Source organism: Candidatus Bathyarchaeota archaeon, assembly GCA_026014735.1.
Taxonomy (GTDB): domain Archaea; phylum Thermoproteota; class Bathyarchaeia; order Bathyarchaeales; family Bathycorpusculaceae; genus Bathycorpusculum.
On the sequence record JAOZHT010000004.1, the window covers coordinates 245,720 to 265,782 of the forward strand.

A 20,063-nucleotide genomic window follows, 5' to 3' on the forward strand; every position below is an offset into this window, starting at 1 on the left:
GCCTCGCGGTGACGGTTACTTTAGGATTTGGGCGAGTTTTTTAGCCGAAACTTGAAAACCGTAATCCAAGCGACAGAAAAGCCCCGAGTCTTTATCACGCACGAGAGCGCGGCTATTCCTCATTATCACCATATGATTTCGCATCTGCAGCACCTTACGCATCAAGAGGCTTCTCTGAAAGAACCGTGGCTCAGCAAAATTGCGCAGGTTCATTTTCCGCTCGGTTTCCCGGCATTGGACACACAGAATGTCTCCGCATGAGTTAAGCGCAGGGTCAGCGCGTAGCATCGCAGATTGGTTTTCTAAAAAGTCGCTGGCAACCATTAAAACCGCGTCTGCCCCACCGATTTTTCCATGCTGCATAAACCCGAGGCGGTCAAGCCGGGGGACGAGGCGATGCAGGTTTTTCTCGCAGGGCGCATGCTCCCACACAAACAAACCTATTTCTCCCTGGACATTTCTGTACTGTACGCCACTGCGGAGGAACCGCGGCAGCCCCGCATTGTACTGGGCTTCGTGGCGGATAGCGACGAGATTGTTGCCGTTTCCGATTGAAAGGTATTTGCCGTTAATCTGAGCCAGCAGACTGTAGGGCATATAAGGGCGGGCTTTTTCGTTGTGACTTTGGGTTAGGTAATGGGCGTTTTTTCCAAGAGCAACCACCGAGCAGGTTGGATGGAGGCTGCGCACTGCGGCTTTGCGTTTAAGCAGCATCTTTGGCGCTACCCCCGTGTAGGGCGGTGTTGTTTTGGGGTCAAAAACGTAATTTGACTGGATTTCGGAGGCGGGAAAAGATTGGGTGTAAGCATTCATCATTATGGTTCCCTGAGCGCCAACGGCCTGCAGCAAGGCATCGATGAATGTGTCTGCGCCGCCCTCTATGTAGCCTATGCTTTTAAGCGAAAGCGTAACCGCAACGGTGTCGCCTTCACTGAGGCCTATCCGCTTAAAATCATCTATAAGCCGCTCCCGGGTAACCACGGATGAAGTGTCAGGTTTCATTTAGGACAAGCCCAAAAGTTCCCTAGCTTCGCGGGGAGTCGCTATATCGCGTCCCAGTTCCTTGGCAACATTAACTATCCGCTCAACAAGCTTCGCGTTAGTCGCCAGCTCCTGCTTAGGATAATTGTAGTATATGCTGTCCTCTATGCCGATGCGTACATGTCCACCCATAAGGACGGCGGCGGCGTTGATTTGGGTTTGGAATCTGCCGATGCCGGTGGCGGACCAGTTAGACTCTGAGGGCAAAGAGTGAACAAGATATGAAAGGTCATTAATTCCCGCGGGTATACTGCCTAGAGAGCCAAGAAGCATACAGAAATGCATGGGCTTTTTAAGAAGACCCTTCTTGAAAAGGTACTTTGCGGTGTTAATGAACCCGGGCTCAAAAATCTCAAGCTCAGGCAGCACGTTGCGTTCCTTCATTAACGTGGCAAGTTTCTCTATGGTGCTTAGAGGGTTAACGCTGGGATGCTGGGGAAAATTCAGCGAACCCAAAGTCAAGCTTGCCAGGTCAGGATAGAGATCTAAAACTTCCGCTCGGTGCTCCACCTGCGGGTCAGTTCTGCCGCTGGTTGTGGCGCAGATGATAATGTCGGGGCATTTCCGCTTGATTTCTTTAAAGATTTTTTCGAAAACAGCGACGTTACATGTGGGCTTGCCGGTTTCCTCATCCCGGGCATGAACATGCACAACCGAAGCGCCTAGTTTGTAGGCTTCGTAGGTGTCTGCTGCAATCTCCTCGGCGGTTATGGGCACGTGAGGAGTTAGGTCTTTAGTCGGAATCATCCCTGTTGGGGCTAAAGTAATTATCAGTTTATCGACTGGTTGAAAATCACAATCCCTGAAAAAATACACATTGACACTATCCTGATATTTTAGCTACAGCTAACTTGGTAATAAACTATGTTCCTAAAGGGGAAAAGAAGGGTTACATATGGGCTGGTTAACGCACCTATGGTTGCTTGCGCTCCGCATCCGTCCTTTTTGCATACTCGACAAAGCCCCGCAGGTCATTTTCCATCACAGTAACAGAATATACTGAGTGCTCACTAAAGTAGCCAGCAAGCCTACTCATAACCGGATCCTGTGCAAGAATATTTTCGCATATCTGCTTTTCATCAAGGTTAGCCTTAACCCCATCCAAAGCTACTTTAGCCCACAGTTTAAGCTGCGCCTTATAATCTTGAAGACGCTTAACCGCCTGATCAGCTTTTCCAAAATGGCTAAAGTAAAGCGCCGTCGGGTTTAAGCTAATCAACTTATCCAACGACGCCAACGCAGCCTCAAGATAGAAGGGAGGCGGCGCAGTGGGAACCACAACATCAAAGTCTGGATGATACGTGCCTGCTGCATCTCCAGGGAAAATGCCCATGTTGAAGGATTCCAGAAAACTCAAATTATGGGAGGCGTGACCGGGAGTTTCAATGACTGACAATTTGCCGCCGCTGCCCAAGTCGAAGGTGCCCTCTGTAAGGGGGGTTATTCGATCTTGTGGAACTGGCTCGGGCTTACCGAAGAGGCCGGCGACGTAGCTTAGCACCGACTGCGCGGATGCCCAGAGACGATCCGGGTTAATGAGGTGGGGCGCCCCCTTCGGATGCACCAGCACCTTTGCGTTGGGCAGATACCTCAATAGCGTGCCTGCTCCGCCGCCGTGGTCTAAATGAACATGTGTAACCGCCACGTATTGGATGTCTGCGGGTTTAATGCCTAGTTCATGCAACGCGGCGATTAGGTGAGGCACCGAGTTTGTGGGTCCAGACTCAACCAGCAGGGGTTTTGAGCCGCAGAGGATGTAGCTGCAGATAAGCTGCTTTATTCCGCCTGTTTCCAAATCAACTTGGTAGAGGTTCTTTCCGATTTTCTTTGTATGCAAAATGATTGCCCCGAACTGGAAACAAAGTAGAGGTTGATCCATAAATATAGTCCGAAAATGGGAATAAAGAATTCTAATAACTAATTCCGATTTCCTAGCCTGATCAGCATCTGAAATATCGCTTTGACGGTAACCGAAAAGCATATCATGCGGACAAACTATAGGACAATGGGCCTTGTTGGATTGTTCAAGAGTAAATGGTGAGTGAAACGGTCTTAGTTAGCGTTGTTATGTGTTCATATAACCACGAAAAATACATTTCTCAGGCTATAGAAAGCGTTCTAAACCAGACCGCCAGGGACCTTGAACTCATCATCACCGATGACTGCTCCAAAGATTCTTCCCAAGAAATCATAGAAAGCTACAAGCAGAAGGATCCACGTGTCAACGCCGTTTTTCATAGAAGAAACATGGGCATAACCAAGACCCTAAATGATGGTTTAGGTCGAGTCCACGGCAAATACGTTTGCTTTTTAGACTCGGATGACCTCTGGATGGAAAACAAAATCGAAAAACAACTGGAGGTTTTAAGGCAAGATGATAGGAAAATCCTCTGGTCAGATGGAATAATAATAAATGATGAAGGCCAAAAAACAGGGCAGGTTTTCACAAAATTCCTAAACGCCCCCCATAAGAAAAACGGGGACCTTTTTCAGCCTATGCTAAGAGAACAGTTTATTCTTCTACAAACCGTCATTTTGAAGGCAGAATACCTTAAGGAACTCCAATTTGCCGATAATCTAGGGTACGTCAATGACCACCGTCTTTTGGTGGATTTAGCAGTTCACCATACATTCCGGTTTATGCCCGAGCACCTCGCGAAGTATCGCCTTCACCGAAACAACATAACCTTCCAAAAAGAAAAGGAATGGGCAAAAGACAAAATCAGGATACGCCGATACTTCCTCGATAGATTCTCAGATAAAATGTCATCTAAAGCTAAAGCAGACATCAATTACCAAATCGGCTACTACCTATCGAGGCTCGATAAAAGAGAAGAGGCAAAAAAGTATTACCTGCAAGCCCTAAAAATCGATCACACACATACAAGCAGCGTTCTGTATGCCACACTTGCCTTAACGAGGGGCGACGGGTTATTGGGCGGGCTGATGCTGAATTCTTACAACGGAGCAACAAGATTACTAGATACGCTTAAATCAGCAATTTATACCTCAACGATTCCCCAGTGAAAAAAGCGTGCGCAAGCCAAAAAAGCGCACCGCACTAACCCAGCAGAGCCGCAGCATGATAAACCTTAATTATTTATTTTCTGTGTATTGCAGTCACTGATTAGGTGAAATTTAAGTTGAAAGGCATTATCTTTGGAGCGCCAGGAGCAGGCAAAGGCACCTATTCGTCGCGGTTGCAGGCTAAGCTTGGCGTAGACGTTATCGCTATGGGAGACATATTCCGTGAATCCGTAAAGCAGAACAGCGAGCTAGGCAGAAAAGTCAAAAGCTTCGTTGAAAAAGGCGCGCTTGTCCCCGATGAAGTCGTCATCGAAGTCCTCAAGGAACGACTCAGCCGCGTCCCAGCCGGCAAAGGCTTCATACTCGACGGGTACCCACGCACCATTCCCCAAGCAAAAATCCTCGAAGGCATCACCAAACTCGACGTTATCCTGCTGCTGGATGTCCCCGACGAAATCATCATCCAACGCCTCAGTTCAAGACGCATCTGCCGCAAATGCGGAGAAGTCTACAACATCCGCTTCCTCAAACCCAAAGTCGAAGGAGTCTGCGATAAATGCGGCGGCGAACTCTACCAACGCGCCGATGACAACGAAGAAGTCATCAAAAACCGCCTCCAAGTCTACAAAGACCAAACCGAGCCACTTATCGCATACTACAAGAAGAAGGGCATTCCATTCGTCGTCAGCGGAACCAAATCACTGGATGCACCACCCGACCCGATGGTTGCCAAGATGCTCGATGACCTCAAAGCCTTAGGCTTTGCTTAGATGTCAAGGATGAACTCCAAAACAACCCGCTCAGGCTCGCAGATAACAACCATCCGGTGATACGTCACCGCTTTAACTGCGACTTTCTGCGGGTGCCGTTTGGGGTTAAATTTTTCTCCCCATATCTTCGCTTTTATTTTAAAGCTCTCCCGGGATTCCTGCCAATCAAAAATCTCAAACCGCGAGTACAGCATGCCCTCGGTTTCAAACTTCACCAGCAAAGCCTCAAGCCAATTGTAGAGCAACGCATACTGGTCTTCGGCTTCCACCTCCAAGGTTTCCTCGGTTGTCTGCGCGATTTTGTCGCTTCTAGTCATGGTTTCAAACATGGCAAGCGCCGAGTTCTCGAATGCATGCTGCATTGAGGTGCCGAACGCGCGGACATACACATCAGCGGTGTGCTCTAAAAACTCGAATTTTCCAGCGAACTTTTCAAGCTTACTCATTTAACTTCACCCGCAAGTAACAAGGAAGAAGAGGGGGAATAAAGCAGTATCTCCTAGAAGTACTGGCTTATTCTCGCGATGGCTGCCGCGGCGAGTTTAGCGCTGTCCTGCAGGTCGCGCAGGCTCATGATGGCTGCTGGGCTATGGATGTAGCGGGTGGGAACAGCTATGATGCCGCTTGGAATGCCTGCCCGGGTAAGCGAGATGCGTGCGGCGTCGGTGCTGCCCATCAAGCCGGATTCAAGCTGGAAGGGAATTTTCTGCTGCTCCGCCGAGTCAAGGAGCCACCGCAGAATCTTGGGATGAGTGATTAAGCCAGAATCACTCAACGTCACCGCTGGGCCCTTGCCGACTTTGATGGTGGTGTCGAATTCCCGCACACCCGGCACATCACCTGCAACGGTGACGTCAAGGGCAAGTGCAAGGTCAGGGTCAACCCCGAACGCCGCCGTAGCAGCGCCACGTAACCCAACTTCCTCCTGAACGGTTCCGACCGCGCAGACGGTGCAGTCGACATCTTTCAGCAGCCGCATCGTTTCAACCATCACGGCGCACCCTGCACGGTTATCGAAGGCTTTACCCATAACCATATCCTTGCCTAACGGAGTATACTGGACATCAAAAGACACGGGGTCACCGACCGCTATACCCATATCGACGGCGGCTTGCTTGCTTTCTGCGCCCACATCGATAAAGAGGTCGTCGTAGGTCACGATTTTTTTGCGTTCCTCCTCTTTCTGGACATGCGGCGGCTTGGAGCCGATTACGCCGGGGTAAGCGGTTTTTTGGGTGTTAACAAGAACCTTCTGGGCAGGCAAGATTCGGTCGTCTATGCCGCCGATTTTGCTAAACTGGATAAACCCGTCTTTAGTTATGGTTTTAACAATCAACCCCACTTCATCCATGTGGGCAGCCAACATGATTTTGGGTGCGTCGGCTTTGCCTTTTTTGGTGGCGATGAGGTTTTCCATGCGGTCAACTTGGACTGTGTCCACGAGGGGCTTGAGCATTTCTGCCAGTAAGTCGCGGACTTGGGTTTCTCTGCCTGTGACTCCGCAGGCGTTGGAGAGTTTCTCTATGTTCTGGTTTAGTGACAATCAGTGTTCCTTCTTGTTTGTCTGCTAAAAGTGGATGAGCGTAATTATTAAACGGTTGCGGTTGCGAGGCGGCGTTTGGCTCAGGATGCAAATTGCTGGAAGAGCAGTGAGATTACAGGTTAAATGTCTGCGGGCTGTTAAGCGGCTGCGGGGTCCCCGCTACTTCGCCTGTATCTGCCCAAATAGCGACTGAAATCATGTAAACGCCGCCGGCATACACCTTATTCAAGTAAAACGTCACTATCCACTGCGGGTACAGTGTTAACCCATCTTTGGTGTTGGGGTGGAAAACCACCGATGCCGGGTCAGGGTTATACTCAAAGCTTGAAACCACCACGCCGCCAGATGCCCACTGGAAACCGCCCAACGCGTTTTTTGCCAACGTCACCGCACGGTCACTTGAAACGGTAACGCCGGTGCTTCCGACGCCAAATAGGCGCCAACCATCAGTTAACTCGGTCAGGATATTGTTCTTGAAGATTACCTCTACGCTTTTAGGTGAAAAGTCAACGCCGTTTTCGGTGTATTCCATCAGGACTTCTGCGTTGTCGCCGGTGACGGTTGCGTTAACTTTGATGTTTCCCACTTTGATCTCGATGCCGTCGGAGGTGTTTGAGGTGCTTGCAAGCGACATGAGCTGGCTCATGTTAGCTAGATAGGAGCCGCTTTCATAGGCCTGTAATCTATCCACCACGTTTTTGGCTGCATCCAACACGAAGGGAGATTGCGGTTCAGCGTAGATGGGTGAGCCTTCTTCAACGGTTAGCTGGTACCTGGAAAATTCGCAGTTGCGGAACCTAAAATACACACTTAATTTGCTCACGGCTCCGGAATCGTCTGTGCCCACCAGCGAGTACCGCATCACTTCCTCGGGTATACCGCCTAGATCCTTGCGGCTTTCAATGGTTCGACTCAGCAGCGTCGCCTGATACTTGGAGGTATCCAGCTGAACCACATCGTGGAGGAAAGATATGGCGTCGTCGGTGGTGCTGGTCCAGGCGAGAAGCTGAGTGTAATCGGACTGCAACTTAATTAGCTCCCCGTTAACCTGGTTTAACGAAACGAATTCTACTGCTGCCAAGCTGGCGCAGACGATTAAACCGATAAGCACCGCCGCAGTTATCATTTGCCACCTGCGCTTTGCCCTATTGCCTTTTTTGGGCTGAACCTCAGGTGCTTCCTCGACAACCTTCATGGTGGAAACGGAGGCTTGCCCAAAAGTTGAGAGACGATAAACACCGTTTTCGTCTTTAGAGACCAGTTCCCCGAGGTTTTCTAGATGATAGGTTAAGTTAGAGCTGGAGATACCGAGGATTTCAAGCATCTCCGAGAAAGTCATGGGTTTGTCGGCTAGGACGCGCAGGATTTTCCGGCGTGCCGGATGCTTAAGTGAACTAAACATGATGGAGTAGATTTCTTCTTTACCTGCCGGCACCCTTAGTCAACCGCTAGGGGATACATAGCTTCATATGAAATTAAAGCTTTTTCAATTATGCTAGCAAAAAGTCGGATGCAGCCCCATGCAGAAGCCGTCTGGGAACATAAATTAGAAATAACCGCGGCACAGTATTTGTTTGGTTTAGAGGCAACTGTTATGACGGATGTTGTGTTTGTATTCGAGGTTCATCAGCCCCATCGATTGCGGCGTAAACTCTTCTGGGAAGGCAAGGTGTTTCGGCGCCAAACCAAAGAGGAACTCTTCAACTACTACTTCGACAACGAAGTCGACAAAGACATCTTCAAGCGCGCTGCCCGCAAATGCTACTTCCCCAGCAACCAAATCATCCTCGACGTCGTTGACAAGCACAAGCACAGCCGCAAAAAAGCCAAGTTCTCCTTTAGCGTCTCAGGCACTTTCCTTGAGCAATGCGAGATGTTCGATAAGGATTTACTGGAGAGTTTCCATCAGCTCGCCGAAACGGGGGAGGTGGAGTTCCTAAACCAGACCTACTATCACTCCATCGCCAGCCTCTACCCTGAAAAGGAAGAGTTCATCGCGCAGGCTCAAATGCACAAGCAAACCGTCAAGGACCTGCTGGGTTACACCCCCCAGATATTCGAGAACACCGAACTCCTCTACAACAACACCATAGCCAAAACCGTCGAGGACATGGGTTACCGCGGCATCTACACCGAGGGCGTCGAGAAGATACTGGGCGAGAAATCCCCCAACTTCATCTACACGCCCAAAGGCGCTAAAAAAATCCGTGTATTTTTGCGCAACTACAAGTTAACCGACGACATCGGCTTCCGCTTCTCCGCCAGATGGTGGCCGGAGTGGCCGCTGACTGCACCTAAATATGCAGGTTGGCTGGCGACAACCCGCGGCGAAGTCATCAACATATTCCCCGACTACGAAACCTTCGGCGAGCACCACTGGCCCGAAACCGGCATCCACAGTTTCCTACAGCATCTCCCAGATGAGTTGCTAAAGTATGATCATTTGCAGATGTCAACGCCCAGTGACGTGGTTGAGAAACACTCTTCTGAGGGGGAGCTGGATGTACCTGAATCCGGAGGCACGGTGTCCTGGGCGGATGTGCAGCGTGACCAATCCGGCTGGCTGGGCAACGTTATGCAGTGGGCGTATTTTACGACTCTGCGGCGCCTTGAGCCGCTTGTCAAGGAAGCGGGGGACGAGGTGTTTATGCGGTTGTGGAGGGATTTCCAGACCAGCGATCACCTCTACTACATGTTCACGGCTGGCGGAGGCCCCGGCGAAGTCCACAGCTACTTTAGCCCCTACGAGTCCCCGATGGATGCCTTTGTTGCGGCGCAGACGCTAATTAACGATTTTGAGGCTCGGCTGCGATTGACGATTTTAACGGCTAATGAACCCTTCATGTTCTACACGGGCATAGGCAAAGAATACTACACGGGCACGATGACGTGGAGCCTTAAAGGCTTCATCAGCGGTTTAGAATCGGTGCCCAGCAAAGCAATCGAGTTCCATGTGGGTAACGAGGACTTCGAGAATTGGGCGCGTTTCTCGCTAAGAGACGATAAATTCGCCGACAGCATCAAAGCGGCGAAGGCAACAAACCATACGGGCGAGAAACTCCGAGGAGTTCTGGTCGCCGCCGCGAAGAAACGCTTCGCCACCCAGACTAGAGAGGTTCAGGATGCCACTCGCCTCTCATAGTCGCCCTCTGCCTCATATGCGTTTATAAACCAAATTGCCGTACTATCTGTTGGCACGGTGCATAAGAAATGAGAGAAGAGCTTCCGTTTCCAGATAAAGTTCTGCAGACACTCCACAACCTATGTGCAACTGCAGCGGATTTGGCTCGGCGCAGCGACGAGGTTGCCCGGTTACTGCAGAAGGACCCCAACGAAATCGAAAGTATCCTAGACCGCTATAAATCAGAAGGTTTCGCTGAGAGCTTCGTTGATAACGAAGGCAAGAAACGGTACTATCTCAATGGACGAGGAATAATCAAGGTCTGCTCATTATTCACGTAGTGGAAACATGCGCGCCATCGTTTTATCATGGGAGTATCCGCCTAGAGTGGTTGGACAACTCTCTGGATACGTTAAATCATTAACCACCCAGCTTGCAGCCGAAGAAGTGGAGGTTTCCGTCGTCACATACGATGACCACGACACCGGCGAAACCATCGAGCCCAGCGGAGTGCAAGCCATCCGCGTCTCCAACCCAGTGAAGACACACATCGGCGTTTTAACCTGGGTGCTTACCCTCAATCAGGAAGTTGAACGCGCCGCCGCCAACGTATACTATGGCGCCAACGGAAAAATCGATGTCATCGACGTGTTCGATTGGCATTTTATCCCAGCAGCCGTTACCCTCAAGAACGGTTTAGGCATACCCTTCATTTACTCAGTGGAGAGCCTTGAGGATCATCGTTCCCCAACGGCGAATTCATCCTACAACTTAGCAATCAAAAGCATAGAGTGGCTGGGTTTCTACGAGGCCAAAATGGCTATGGTTAAGTCTGAGTGGATGAAGGAAGAGGTTATGCGCATCTACAAGGTGCCTGCAGAGAAAATCGCTGTTATCGAAGTTACCTCTGACAAATGGATAGAGGATGTTTTAAAGCTGTACGGCAACGTTGCGGAGGCAAAGAAGCATGCAACATAAGCTGTCGGTTCTGATGCTAAGTTGGGAGTATCCGCCCCGAGTCATCGGAGGCATCTCACCCCACATCTACTTCCTAAGCAAACACTTGGCCAAGCAGGACATGAAGGTCTACGTGGTCACCTGTGACTTCCCCGGAGCCCCCGCCCACGAAGTCGTCAACGGCGTAGAAGTCTATCGCATCGACTCCTACAAGAACCCTTCACCGGACTTCGCCACCTGGGTTTACCTTATGAACATGAACATGCAACGCGAAACCGCCGCATTGATGAAGAAAATCTCCGCAAAAATCGATTTAATCCACGCGCATGATTGGCTGGTGGCGGATGCAGGCATAGGGCTTAAGCATGTTTTCCGCAAGCCCCTGCTGGTTACGATGCATTCCACTGAGATGGGGCGGCGCGACGGTTTGCATACCACCGCGGAGCGGATGATTCATGAAACCGAAGCGTGGCTCACCTACGAAGCCTGGAAGGTCATATGCTGCAGCGACTACATGATTTCGCATGTCCGCTACGTCTTCGGGTTACCCAACGACAAGCTAGTTATGGTTCCTAACGGAGTGAACATCCAAAACTACGACGGAGACTTAGACAAAGCAGAGTTCCGCGGCAGATTCGCTTTGCCGGAAGAGAAAATCGTGCTCTACGTGGGGCGGCTGGTCTACGAGAAAGGCATCCACATCCTAATCAACGCGGTGCCAAAAATCCTCAGCAAAGCCAACGCTAAATTCATCATTGTGGGCAGCGGCTACATGAAGGAGCAGCTCCTCAACATCGTACGCAGCATGGGTCTTGAGCATAAAGTGCTTTTCCAGGGCTTCCTCGATGAGGCCACGTTGCTTAAGCTGCAGAGGGTAGCGGATGTATCTGTGGTGCCTTCGCTTTTTGAGCCATTCGGCATCGTGGCGCTTGAAGCTATGGCGGCGCAGAGCCCCGTGGTGGCTTCTGACACCGGCGGATTATCCGAAATCATCGAGCATGACGTGACCGGCGTGAAGGTTTACCCCAACAACCCTGATTCGCTGGCATGGGGCATCACTAAGGTGCTGGTAGACGAAGCCTATGCAAAGCAGCTGCGAGAAAACGCTTACCGCAAAGTGCAGGAAACATATGATTGGGAAAAAATCGCGCAGCAGACCAAACACATCTACGAGGGCGTGCTCGGCGAGTACTCCAAGAGCTTCTGGGCGAAAACTACTTCCCAATAACCCTCATATTCTCCACAACCACCCAGGGAGCAATCAACGCGCCCATCTGCCGCTGGTTGCCGCCGACCACCGATATGTTCTTGAGCAAATCAAACACGTTACCCGCCAACATGACTCCGCGGCAGGGATGAGTAACTTCGCCGCCCTTGACTTTGAAAACGGGGGAAGCAACCACGGAGAATTCGCCGCTAACCGGGTTACTGCTATGTGCGCCCTGCAGGTAGTAGACGATGAAGCCGTCGCCGACTTCCGAGAGCATCTGCTCGGCGCTGTGGCTTTGGGGTGGGATGTGGAAGTTTGAGGTTTCTATACCCGGCGTGGACAGGTAGCCTGCCCGCGACGCGTTGCCTGTGCTTTCTTTGCCGTCTTTTCTGGCGGTGTAGTTGTCGTAGAGGAAGCTGCGCAGTATGCCCTTCTCGATGATTGGGGTTTTCTGGTGGGGGACGCCTTCGCCGTCGAAAACCGAGGTCCGCAGCCCCATGGGATATAAGCCGTCGTCGGTGACAGTGAGGTTTTCGGATGCAACCTGTTCGCCTATTTTGCCCTTAAACGGCGATTGACTGCGTTGGACACTGTCGGCTTTAACCGCGCCCATCAGCGTGTAGGCCAAGAGGTCCTGCAGCGCAAACTGGGTAAGAATCACGCGGGCACTTTGGGTATCAACAGGCTTTGGTTTAAGTGCGGAAACCGCCAGCTTCGCCGCTTCCTTGCCTACCCACTCAGGGTTTAAGCTGTAGATTCGGCTAGCATCAAATTCGAAGCATACGGGGGTAACTGAGGAACCGTCTTTTGCCAGCGCCGCCACACTGCATTCAACGATGGTGCCGCGGTCAAAGACTGAGATGCCACTTGAATTCGCTATGGCGCTTGAGACGTAGCCGCTGCCCACGCCGCCCTCAACGGGGAACACACGCTTATCCACTGCGCCTGCAGCGTCAAGCATAGCTGCGGTGACTTGAACGAGGTCCTGGGGGCTAAGCTCAAGGATTCTTGGGTCAAAGGTGCCCTCTACAGTGGAGTAGGGCCTTTTTTGGGGGAGCCCATGCCAGTCAGCGTCGGGTCGGCTGGCACGCGCCGCATTTAACGCCCGCTCCGCCACGTTTTCGATGGCTGCTGCATCGCCCAGGATATTGGTGTAGGCGAACCCTGTGGCTTTGCTGTGTATGACGCGTATGCCTACTCCGCGGTCGATGATGCGGTTGGTTTTGCTTATTTGCCCCAGCTCGATGCCGATGTTGGTGGCTTGCCCATCATACACGTAGGCTTCTGCCTCCGCTGCGCCCAGCCGCTGCGCCGCCGCAACCGCCTGCTGAGCCAAATCAATCATTACCTGTTTCTCAAGCGCTGCCACCGACAACCACCTCGCTGACTCTGATATGCGGTCCACCGTCACAGATAAACGCTGTCTGACCCTTCCCGCATCTGCCCGGATCCAAAACGAAATCTTTCCCCACCGCATCCACCTTATGCAGCGTCTCCAACGTGTTGCCACTGATGGACGCGTTCCGCACGGGCGCTTGGACTTCGCCGTTTAGAATTTCGTAGCCCTCCTGTATGCCCACCTGGAAGGTGCCGTCTAAGCTAGCTTGGCCGCCCCGGAAACTCTTCAGGAAGTAGCCCTCCTTGACGCCCTCCAAAAGCTCCTCAAGGCTCCGGTCTCTAGGCGCCATGTAGGTGCAGCGCATACGTATAATCGGTTCAACCCGGAAGTCCTCTGCCCGAGCGTTGCCCGTGGGTTGAGCGCCGAATTTGTAGGCTGTTTCGCGGTTATGCATCAGCCCCGCTACCACGCCATCTTGGATAAGCAGGGTTTTCTGGGTCGGGACACCTTCGTCGTCGTATCGGAAAGCGCCGAAGCTGCCGGGGACCGTGCCGTCGTCGTAGAACGTAACTTGGTCAGAACCGATTTTTTTGCCCATATTACTCGCCAGCAAACCCCCGGAGAGCGCCAGATCCGCCTCGGCTAGGTGCCCGAAGGCTTCATGCACAAACACCCCTACCACGTTGGGGCCAAGCACCACGGGGTATCTGCCGCCTTTAGGTGGTTTAGCATTCAGCTGCTCTATGGCGCGTTTAGCCACTTTCTCGCCCAACGCCTCGGGGGGTTGCTCGTCGAAGACTTCGTAGCCTGCGGTGGAGCCGATTTCCTCGCGGCTATAGGTGAAGACGCCCTGGCTCTGCGCGGAGGCGGTTATGCGTGCCCAAACGTAGAGTTTATCCTGCTCTACGCTTGCGCCTTCGCTGTTAACAAAAAAGCTGCTGCCCATAAGGTCAAGGTAATCGAGTCCGCAGCTTTTGATGCGCCCGTCAAAGCCCAGACTGGTTTTGTTTACGGCAAGCGCCATCTTGATTTTGTCCTCTACAGAATACTCAGCGGGGTTCTTTTTGGGTTTAGCCTCCACATGATCCTGCACTGGCTTGGCGGCTGCCAGCTTAATGGGGGCTTTAAGGCGGGTGCTTGCCAGCTTTGCCATGCGGCAGGCATCCGAAGCAGCGATCTCTAAAATTTTTTGGTCCAAGGAGCCCACTGAGGCAAAGCCCCATGCGCCGTTGACGAGCACGCGGATGGCGACGCCGTTTTCGATGCCTTGCCTGGCGGCTTCCACCCGCTCCTCTTTTAGGGTAAGCATTGTTTTGGTTAGATGCTGGGCTCGTGCTTCAGCGTATTCTGCATTCAGCTTGGAGGTGGCAAGCTCCGTTATTCTTGTCAGTAGCTCTTTCAAGAGTAACACAATCCGATGCGATAATAGAGTTTTGCTTAGGCATAAAACGGTTGTGTTCAAGCGCTTATTTGATTGATGAATATAGCGGGGTTAACAATATCCTTTAAGAGGCGCTTTACATCTTGTATTACCCGCATGTTGCATTCCTATCCGGCAACTGTCCAAGATGGCAAAGAACGGTTTTGGTGATTCAACGCACAAAATAGTAGGCAGCTTTGTTGTTCTGCTTTTGGCAAGCACTCTCTTAGCTATGCTGCCGCTCAACATAAGCCAATCCGGCAGAGCCGTTGCGCTTCACACGGAGGGAACAAAAATCGTTGACGCCTACGGCAGCGTTGTGTATCTGCGTGGGATTGGACGTGCCGGCGAAATTCAGTCGGCTTCGGGGATGTGGTCGGGGCCTGAGCAGGAGATTTTTAACTGGAACCAGAAATGGTTCAGTATAGAAGATAACCTGCCTAAGATGCAGGCGACCCTTAAAAGCTACCGCGACCACTGGCACGTGAATATGATTCGGATTTTCGTCTGTGCAAATTGGTGGATGCAAGACACCATATACCCCCGCGACTACCAGCCCGACGCCAACATCAACGAACCCATAAGCTACCGCAGCTACATAGAAACCCTAGTTACCGAAGCCGCCAAATACGGCATATACGTGGATTTCTGTCCTTACAGTGTCGTGAGCTCCTACCAGTTCAGCGGCCAATTCGAGGGGGAACCCGGCGGCTGGGTAGAGGGCACCGGCAGCTACGAGTTCATCAGAAGCGTCACTACCGCGGTAGGGAAAACCGAAGCGCAGTTTTGGCGTGAATGGTGGACAAGCGTGGTTCAGGACCTCGGAGATTACTCTAACGTGATTTTTGAGGTTTGGAATGAACCCGGCGACAACAAAGAAGCCTTCTTTGGCTACGCCGTCGACACCTACCAGACGATTCGAGCGCTGGGAAACCGCAACCTCGTGTTCATGCAGTGGCAGCCTGGGATTGTGCCCGGCTGGAACTCGCTAACGTGGGCGCCCGAGCTTTATGGCCAATTGAAAGCCGCCGCTGGAGAGGCACCGACAAATCTGGTTTTCACAACTCATCCCTACCTTCATTCACCAAGCCATAACCTGCAGTGGGCAACCAACTACACCGAACTCTACGAGCAGTTAACAGCAGAGGAGATGCTGCCGCAAACTCAGAGCGCAGAGTGCAGTGTACCGCTGGTTTTCAACGAGATTGGCTTGCTGGATGCGGATTACATCTATAATTATCAGGTAAGCGGCGAAGAAAACCAATCGGTCCAGTCGCTGACGCTGGCGCACCGCGAAGAAGCCTACTCCTTCTGGGATGGTTTGCTGCGCAGCGCCAAGGAACTGGGAATCGGGGTTTGCGCGTACTATTGGATGCAGGACTCAGTCTCTGTGGCCTATGGCTTCGCGGGGGAGGCACTTATCAAAAACGATGTGTGGACCGGAACAGCGCAGACACCGGATTATGCAGGCCAAACCTTCATCAGCTATGGGGCACCATCCACTTTTTCGGTATCCACAGAGGGGTACTCGCTGGCTTATCCCCTGATGGTTTAGGCGCTACCAGAAATCAGACATGCTACGCTGCTGCACCCGAGGCGTAGACAACGTTTTAGGCTTAACTTTAGCCGCCTCTAACCCCAGCACCAGCTGCCCATAAACCCCATCGTAGCCAGGCGTCACCTTCGCGGCGCCCCCCCTCACCTGCATAACCGCCTCTGCAAACGGCGCCTCCACAACCTTCGCCATTTCCTCAAGCGGCGCATCCAACAGCACCGAGTATTCGTCGCCGAAACGCTCCAGAAGCAGGTTGTAAGGTTTCCAGACTGCTTGGATGGCAGGGGAATCGGTTCCAACCACCGCTGCGATAACTTCATGCAACGGCAACAACCGCTTAAAGCCCGGTGCATCGGCTCTATTGTAGTCGGCGGGTCGGTCAGCAAGTTCCTCGACGCGTTGCTCCACGCCCTTGGTGAGTTTGCGGCGGCAGACGGGGCAGATGTTGCCGAATTTGATAGCTTCCTTGGGCGACAGTGCGATTTTGCAGTTGCGGTGGCCCGTCCAGTGGTATTTGCCGTAGGCAGGGTCGGTTTCTATGGTGAATTTGAAGCGCATGGGGTCATTGTCTATGATGGCGGAGGTTACGTCTCTGTAGGTTAAGTCGGGGAGGTCAAAGACATTGGCTTCTCTACCGATGCGCCAAGGCCAGAAGCTGTGGCAGTCACTGTTAGAGAGCAGCGCGTAGCGGTCCAGCTTGCTTAGTCGCCAGTTCATCTGCGGATCAGACGAAAGCCCCGTTTCCAATGCGTGGATATGGCATGTCATGTCCCGGTAGCAGTCTTCGACGGCGTCAAAGCCGCTAAACGCGCCAAAGAGGCTAAACCAGGGCGTCCAGGCATGCGCAGGAAAAACCATGTTGTCCGCGGACACAGCCATAACTTCCTCCACCAGCTGCGGCGCGGAGGCGTCAAGGATGGGTCGGCCGTCGCTGGCTAAGTCGCCGAAGCGTGTTAACCGATCGTTGATTTGCTCGGCGGCTTCAAGGCCGGGGGCAAGGATTACGTGATGAACCTTTTTTGATTCTCCGTCAACCTCAAAGATGGTGCAGACTTCGGTTTGAAGCATAAACCGCACGGATGAATCGCTCTGGGCCAGCTGCATTAAGCCAGTGTCGGCGTCAACACGCAGGGTTTCTTTGATCTCTTTTAGCCACAGGGGATGGGTAAAGTCGCCTGTGCCCACCAAGTTTAAGCCCTTGATTTTTGCGTACCGAGCGATTTCGGTTAAGCTCATTTGCTCGCTGGTTGCGCGGCTGTATCTGCCGTGGATATGCAGGTCAGCTATAACTTTCATCTGTTACCACCAAGCCATACGTGGACAAGCACCATTTTAAGGGTTTGCACGGTCAACCAGCATGCAGCTTGGCGCCGCCGCGGATTACTGGGGCAGTGCTTGAAGCTTAATTGTCCACTGTGCCAGCGCATCTAGCAGTTGCACTATCAGCTCCAGCGTCTTTTGGTTATTGATGTTTCCCTCCTCGTCCACGTTGTGGGCAGCGTCAGAAAGCATCACTTCGGGGCGGTTAACAGGATGCATGTCAAGGAAAACAAAGCATTGCCGCAGATGATACTGCGCTCTTGCCCCGCCGAACCTGCCAGTTGAGGCACTCATGACTGCGACGGGTTTACCCAGCAGCGGAGTGTCGGTTTTGGGTCTGCTTGCCCAGTCAAGGGCGTTTTTCAGCACGCCGCTAACCGAGTAATTGTATTCGGGGGTAGCGATTAAGAGGGCATCGGCGCTTTGGATTTTCTGCTTAAACTCCACCACACTCTGGGGCGGGTTGCTTTCTTGGTCAGCGTTGTAGGGCGGGATACCTGCTAAATCATAAACTTCTATGGCGACGCTGGAGGGGGCGACTTTGACTGCGGCTCGGACAAGCGCCTTGTTATAGGAGCCCACGCGGAGGCTACCTGCAAAAGCAAGAACCTTAATCTGAGACATACAAAAACCAATTTATTGTAGCTGAAGTTGAGATTTAAAGCTGCTTATAGGCTTCGTATGCGTTATTTTTTTATTGTGCAACAGGGCAGTTACGGTTATGCATGAATGGGCGTTAGCTGAAGGCATCCTTGCCTCAGCAGAGAAAATCGCGGAGCAAGAGGGCCTCGAGTCAGTTTCAGAGGTCACCATCCGCGTCGGTGAACTGCAGCAGGTGGAGCCGCCTATCCTGCGTTTTGCCCTCAAGCAGCTCCGCGGCGGCAAACTCAAAGACGCCAAATTCCGCATCCTCAAAGCCAAATCCGCCCTTAAATGCCGAGTCTGCGCCAGCACCTGGCAGTACAGCACCAGAAAACTCGACAAAGCCACCGCCGAAGCCATCCACTTCGTCCCCGAAGTCGCCCACAGCTACATAAAATGTCCCAAATGCGGCAGCCCCGACTTCGAAATCGCCTCTGGACGCGGCGTATGGCTCGAAGACCTAAAAGGAGCCAAACCCCAGTGATAGATCCCCGGGTAAACGTAATTGAGAAGCGACTAGCAGGGGTAAGCCGGATTGTTGCGGTTTCCAGCGGTAAAGGCGGCGTCGGCAAAAGCATGGTTGCCACGGCATTGGCGCTCTCTCTTGTTAAGGGAGGCTGCAGGGTGGGGCTTTTCGACGTGGACTTCACGGGGCCGTCCACCCACATTATATTGGGGGTGCCAAACTCGGTGCAGCCAACCGAGGACAAGGGTTTGGTTCCAGCTGTTGTGGAGGGACTCGAGTACATGTCGCTGGTGTATTTTGTCGGCGACAGGGCGGCGCCGCTGCGGGGAGCCGACGTATCCAACGCGTTAATCGAGCTTTTAGCAGTTACCCAATGGGGCAAACTGGACTACCTCATAATCGACATGCCACCCGGCATCGGCGACGCAGTCCTGGATTTGGTGCGGCTGGTCAAGCGGATAGAATTTCTGGTCGTGACAACGCCTTCGATGCTTGCTTTTGAAGTCGTCAAAAAACAGGTTTCTTTGCTCACTGAGTTGAAGATGCCCGTTATCGGCGTCGTAGAGAACATGAAGATAAACGCCTCGGATGCAGTAGAGAAGCAAACAGAGAAGCTGGGGCTCACTTACCTGGGCTCAGTTGCCTATGACCCCCAAGTTGAAAACGCCATCGGAGACCCCGCTAAACTACAGCAAACCGCCATGGGCAAAGCTATGCCACAAATCATAAAAGCCGCCGCAAAGGGAACCAGCCATGCCCATTAAAGCCGTCATCTTCGACTACATCGGCACATTGGTGAACTGCAGAGGCTACAGTATGCAGGACTCCGAGGACAACCTCTACCGTGCACTCTGCGCTGAGGGCTTCGAAATGGAAAAGGCCGCTTTTTTGGATGCCTACAACTTGGCACATCAGAAGTACCGCCGGATACGCTATGAGGAATACCGTGAAGTCACCAACGCCGTCTGGGTTGCGGAGGCGCTGGGCACGCTGGGATTCACCGTTACTCCCGCCGATAATCGGGTAAAAGCGGCGCTTAACGTGTTCTTCCAAGACTTCATCGACACCCTCGAACTGCGCAGCGGCGCCAAAACGCTCCTCAGGCAAACCGGCACGCAGGCGAAGCTGGGGCTAATCAGCAACTTCACCCATGGACCCGTAATCCACCGGAGCCTACGCAAAATCGGCATCCACCCCTACTTCCACGCCATAGTCGTCTCCCAAGACGTTGGCTGGCGCAAACCCAGCTCCCGCATCTTCCAGGATACACTGGCGCGGCTTCAGGTTAAAGCGGAAGAGGCAGTTTTCGTCGGCGACAGCCCCATAGAGGATATAGGGGGCGCCAAAAACGCTGGGATAAAAACGGTTTTTGTGCCCTCACAGTTCAACAGCCTAAAAGACCTCGCGGAAAGCCAGCAGGTAGCAGACGAGGTAGCTGAGGACTTGGCGGTTTTGAGGGAAAAACTGCTCCGGATGCTTTCCCCTTAGAGGGCTGGACGTTCAGTTTGACTCTTTGTTGACGCTATTTATCAGTATACAAATTTTTGTTCTGCTTGTGGTTTGCTCCACAACCAATCTGCAATGTGCCTCAACGCCCGTTTGCAATTTGGGTTGTTTTAGGCCAACCTTGGGTTGTTGTTGTGTAAAGGCGC

General features: G+C 52.4%; 20 protein-coding genes. 10 read left to right on the forward strand and 10 right to left on the reverse strand.

Going from position 1 to position 20,063, the window contains the following annotated elements; all coding sequences use genetic code 11:
• Positions 1–15: 15 nt before the first annotated feature.
• From NWE93_13805 to NWE93_13815, 3 genes are all read right to left on the reverse strand, one after another.
• Positions 16–1,002: an AAC(3) family N-acetyltransferase gene (locus tag NWE93_13805; GenBank protein MCW4001304.1), complete on the reverse strand. Its 987-nt coding sequence runs from the start codon at positions 1,000–1,002 to the stop codon at positions 16–18.
• Positions 1,003–1,857 carry a 3-keto-5-aminohexanoate cleavage protein gene (locus NWE93_13810; GenBank protein MCW4001305.1) on the reverse strand — a complete coding sequence of 285 codons (855 nt, stop codon included), beginning with the start codon at positions 1,855–1,857 and terminating at the stop codon, positions 1,003–1,005.
• A 97-nt stretch (positions 1,858–1,954) separates the two neighbouring features.
• Positions 1,955–2,878: an MBL fold metallo-hydrolase gene (locus NWE93_13815; GenBank protein ID MCW4001306.1), complete on the reverse strand. Its 924-nt coding sequence runs from the start codon at positions 2,876–2,878 to the stop codon at positions 1,955–1,957.
• 200 nt (positions 2,879–3,078) lie between these two features.
• Here NWE93_13815 and NWE93_13820 point away from each other — a divergent pair, with 200 nt between their 5' ends.
• Both NWE93_13820 and NWE93_13825 read left to right on the forward strand, forming a co-directional pair.
• Positions 3,079–4,068 (forward strand): glycosyltransferase, encoded by a 990-nt coding sequence (locus tag NWE93_13820; protein ID MCW4001307.1) that lies wholly within the window; start codon positions 3,079–3,081, stop codon positions 4,066–4,068.
• Positions 4,069–4,184: 116 nt separating this feature from the next.
• The gene (locus NWE93_13825) at positions 4,185–4,838 is read left to right on the forward strand and encodes an adenylate kinase (GenBank protein MCW4001308.1); all 654 of its coding nucleotides are present in this window, start codon (positions 4,185–4,187) and stop codon (positions 4,836–4,838) included.
• Here the strand turns inward: NWE93_13825 and NWE93_13830 are convergent.
• From NWE93_13830 to NWE93_13840, 3 genes are all read right to left on the reverse strand, one after another.
• Positions 4,835–5,284 (reverse strand): archease, encoded by a 450-nt coding sequence (locus NWE93_13830; GenBank protein ID MCW4001309.1) that lies wholly within the window; start codon positions 5,282–5,284, stop codon positions 4,835–4,837. The genes NWE93_13825 and NWE93_13830 overlap by 4 nt on opposite strands.
• 53 nt (positions 5,285–5,337) lie before the next feature.
• The gene (locus NWE93_13835) at positions 5,338–6,381 is read right to left on the reverse strand and encodes a M42 family metallopeptidase (GenBank protein MCW4001310.1); all 1,044 of its coding nucleotides are present in this window, start codon (positions 6,379–6,381) and stop codon (positions 5,338–5,340) included.
• Positions 6,382–6,493: 112 nt separating this feature from the next.
• Positions 6,494–7,816 (reverse strand): winged helix-turn-helix domain-containing protein, encoded by a 1,323-nt coding sequence (locus NWE93_13840; GenBank protein ID MCW4001311.1) that lies wholly within the window; start codon positions 7,814–7,816, stop codon positions 6,494–6,496.
• Positions 7,817–7,975: 159 nt separating this feature from the next.
• Between NWE93_13840 and NWE93_13845 the strand changes: the two genes are divergently transcribed.
• From NWE93_13845 to NWE93_13860, 4 genes are all read left to right on the forward strand, one after another.
• The gene (locus NWE93_13845) at positions 7,976–9,523 is read left to right on the forward strand and encodes a glycoside hydrolase family 57 protein (GenBank protein MCW4001312.1); all 1,548 of its coding nucleotides are present in this window, start codon (positions 7,976–7,978) and stop codon (positions 9,521–9,523) included.
• Positions 9,524–9,591: 68 nt separating this feature from the next.
• Positions 9,592–9,843 (forward strand): hypothetical protein, encoded by a 252-nt coding sequence (locus NWE93_13850; GenBank protein MCW4001313.1) that lies wholly within the window; start codon positions 9,592–9,594, stop codon positions 9,841–9,843.
• A 7-nt stretch (positions 9,844–9,850) separates the two neighbouring features.
• On the forward strand, positions 9,851–10,480 hold the full coding sequence (locus NWE93_13855; GenBank protein MCW4001314.1) for a glycosyltransferase: 630 nt from the start codon (positions 9,851–9,853) through the stop codon (positions 10,478–10,480).
• Positions 10,470–11,687, forward strand: coding sequence for a glycosyltransferase family 4 protein (locus NWE93_13860; protein MCW4001315.1), 1,218 nt, complete (start codon positions 10,470–10,472; stop codon positions 11,685–11,687). The genes NWE93_13855 and NWE93_13860 overlap by 11 nt, the downstream gene beginning before the upstream one ends.
• On the opposite strand, the gene NWE93_13865 is transcribed toward NWE93_13860, so the two are convergent.
• A complete protein-coding gene (locus NWE93_13865; GenBank protein MCW4001316.1) occupies positions 11,674–13,038 on the reverse strand; it encodes a TldD/PmbA family protein in 1,365 nt (454 codons plus the stop codon). The two genes, NWE93_13860 and NWE93_13865, sit on opposite strands and share 14 nt — an antisense overlap.
• Positions 13,025–14,410, reverse strand: coding sequence for a TldD/PmbA family protein (locus NWE93_13870; GenBank protein MCW4001317.1), 1,386 nt, complete (start codon positions 14,408–14,410; stop codon positions 13,025–13,027). The genes NWE93_13865 and NWE93_13870 overlap by 14 nt, the downstream gene beginning before the upstream one ends.
• A 166-nt stretch (positions 14,411–14,576) precedes the next feature.
• Between NWE93_13870 and NWE93_13875 the strand changes: the two genes are divergently transcribed.
• Positions 14,577–15,983 (forward strand): glycoside hydrolase family 5 protein, encoded by a 1,407-nt coding sequence (locus NWE93_13875; protein MCW4001318.1) that lies wholly within the window; start codon positions 14,577–14,579, stop codon positions 15,981–15,983.
• A gap of 3 nt (positions 15,984–15,986) precedes the next feature.
• Here NWE93_13875 and NWE93_13880 read toward each other — a convergent pair whose 3' ends face one another.
• Positions 15,987–17,279 carry an endonuclease Q family protein gene (locus NWE93_13880; GenBank protein MCW4001319.1) on the reverse strand — a complete coding sequence of 431 codons (1,293 nt, stop codon included), beginning with the start codon at positions 17,277–17,279 and terminating at the stop codon, positions 15,987–15,989.
• A gap of 84 nt (positions 17,280–17,363) precedes the next feature.
• Positions 17,364–17,927 (reverse strand): NAD(P)H-dependent oxidoreductase, encoded by a 564-nt coding sequence (locus tag NWE93_13885; GenBank protein ID MCW4001320.1) that lies wholly within the window; start codon positions 17,925–17,927, stop codon positions 17,364–17,366.
• A 97-nt stretch (positions 17,928–18,024) separates the two neighbouring features.
• Between NWE93_13885 and hypA the strand changes: the two genes are divergently transcribed.
• From hypA to NWE93_13900, 3 genes are read left to right on the forward strand one after another with little or no spacing between them, the layout of a single operon-like run.
• On the forward strand, positions 18,025–18,429 hold the full coding sequence (hypA, locus tag NWE93_13890) for a hydrogenase nickel incorporation protein HypA (GenBank protein MCW4001321.1): 405 nt from the start codon (positions 18,025–18,027) through the stop codon (positions 18,427–18,429).
• On the forward strand, positions 18,429–19,175 hold the full coding sequence (locus tag NWE93_13895) for an Mrp/NBP35 family ATP-binding protein (protein MCW4001322.1): 747 nt from the start codon (positions 18,429–18,431) through the stop codon (positions 19,173–19,175). Before hypA ends, NWE93_13895 begins: the two co-directional genes overlap by 1 nt.
• The gene (locus NWE93_13900) at positions 19,165–19,899 is read left to right on the forward strand and encodes an HAD family hydrolase (GenBank protein MCW4001323.1); all 735 of its coding nucleotides are present in this window, start codon (positions 19,165–19,167) and stop codon (positions 19,897–19,899) included. The genes NWE93_13895 and NWE93_13900 overlap by 11 nt, the downstream gene beginning before the upstream one ends.
• Positions 19,900–20,063: the final 164 nt, after the last annotated feature.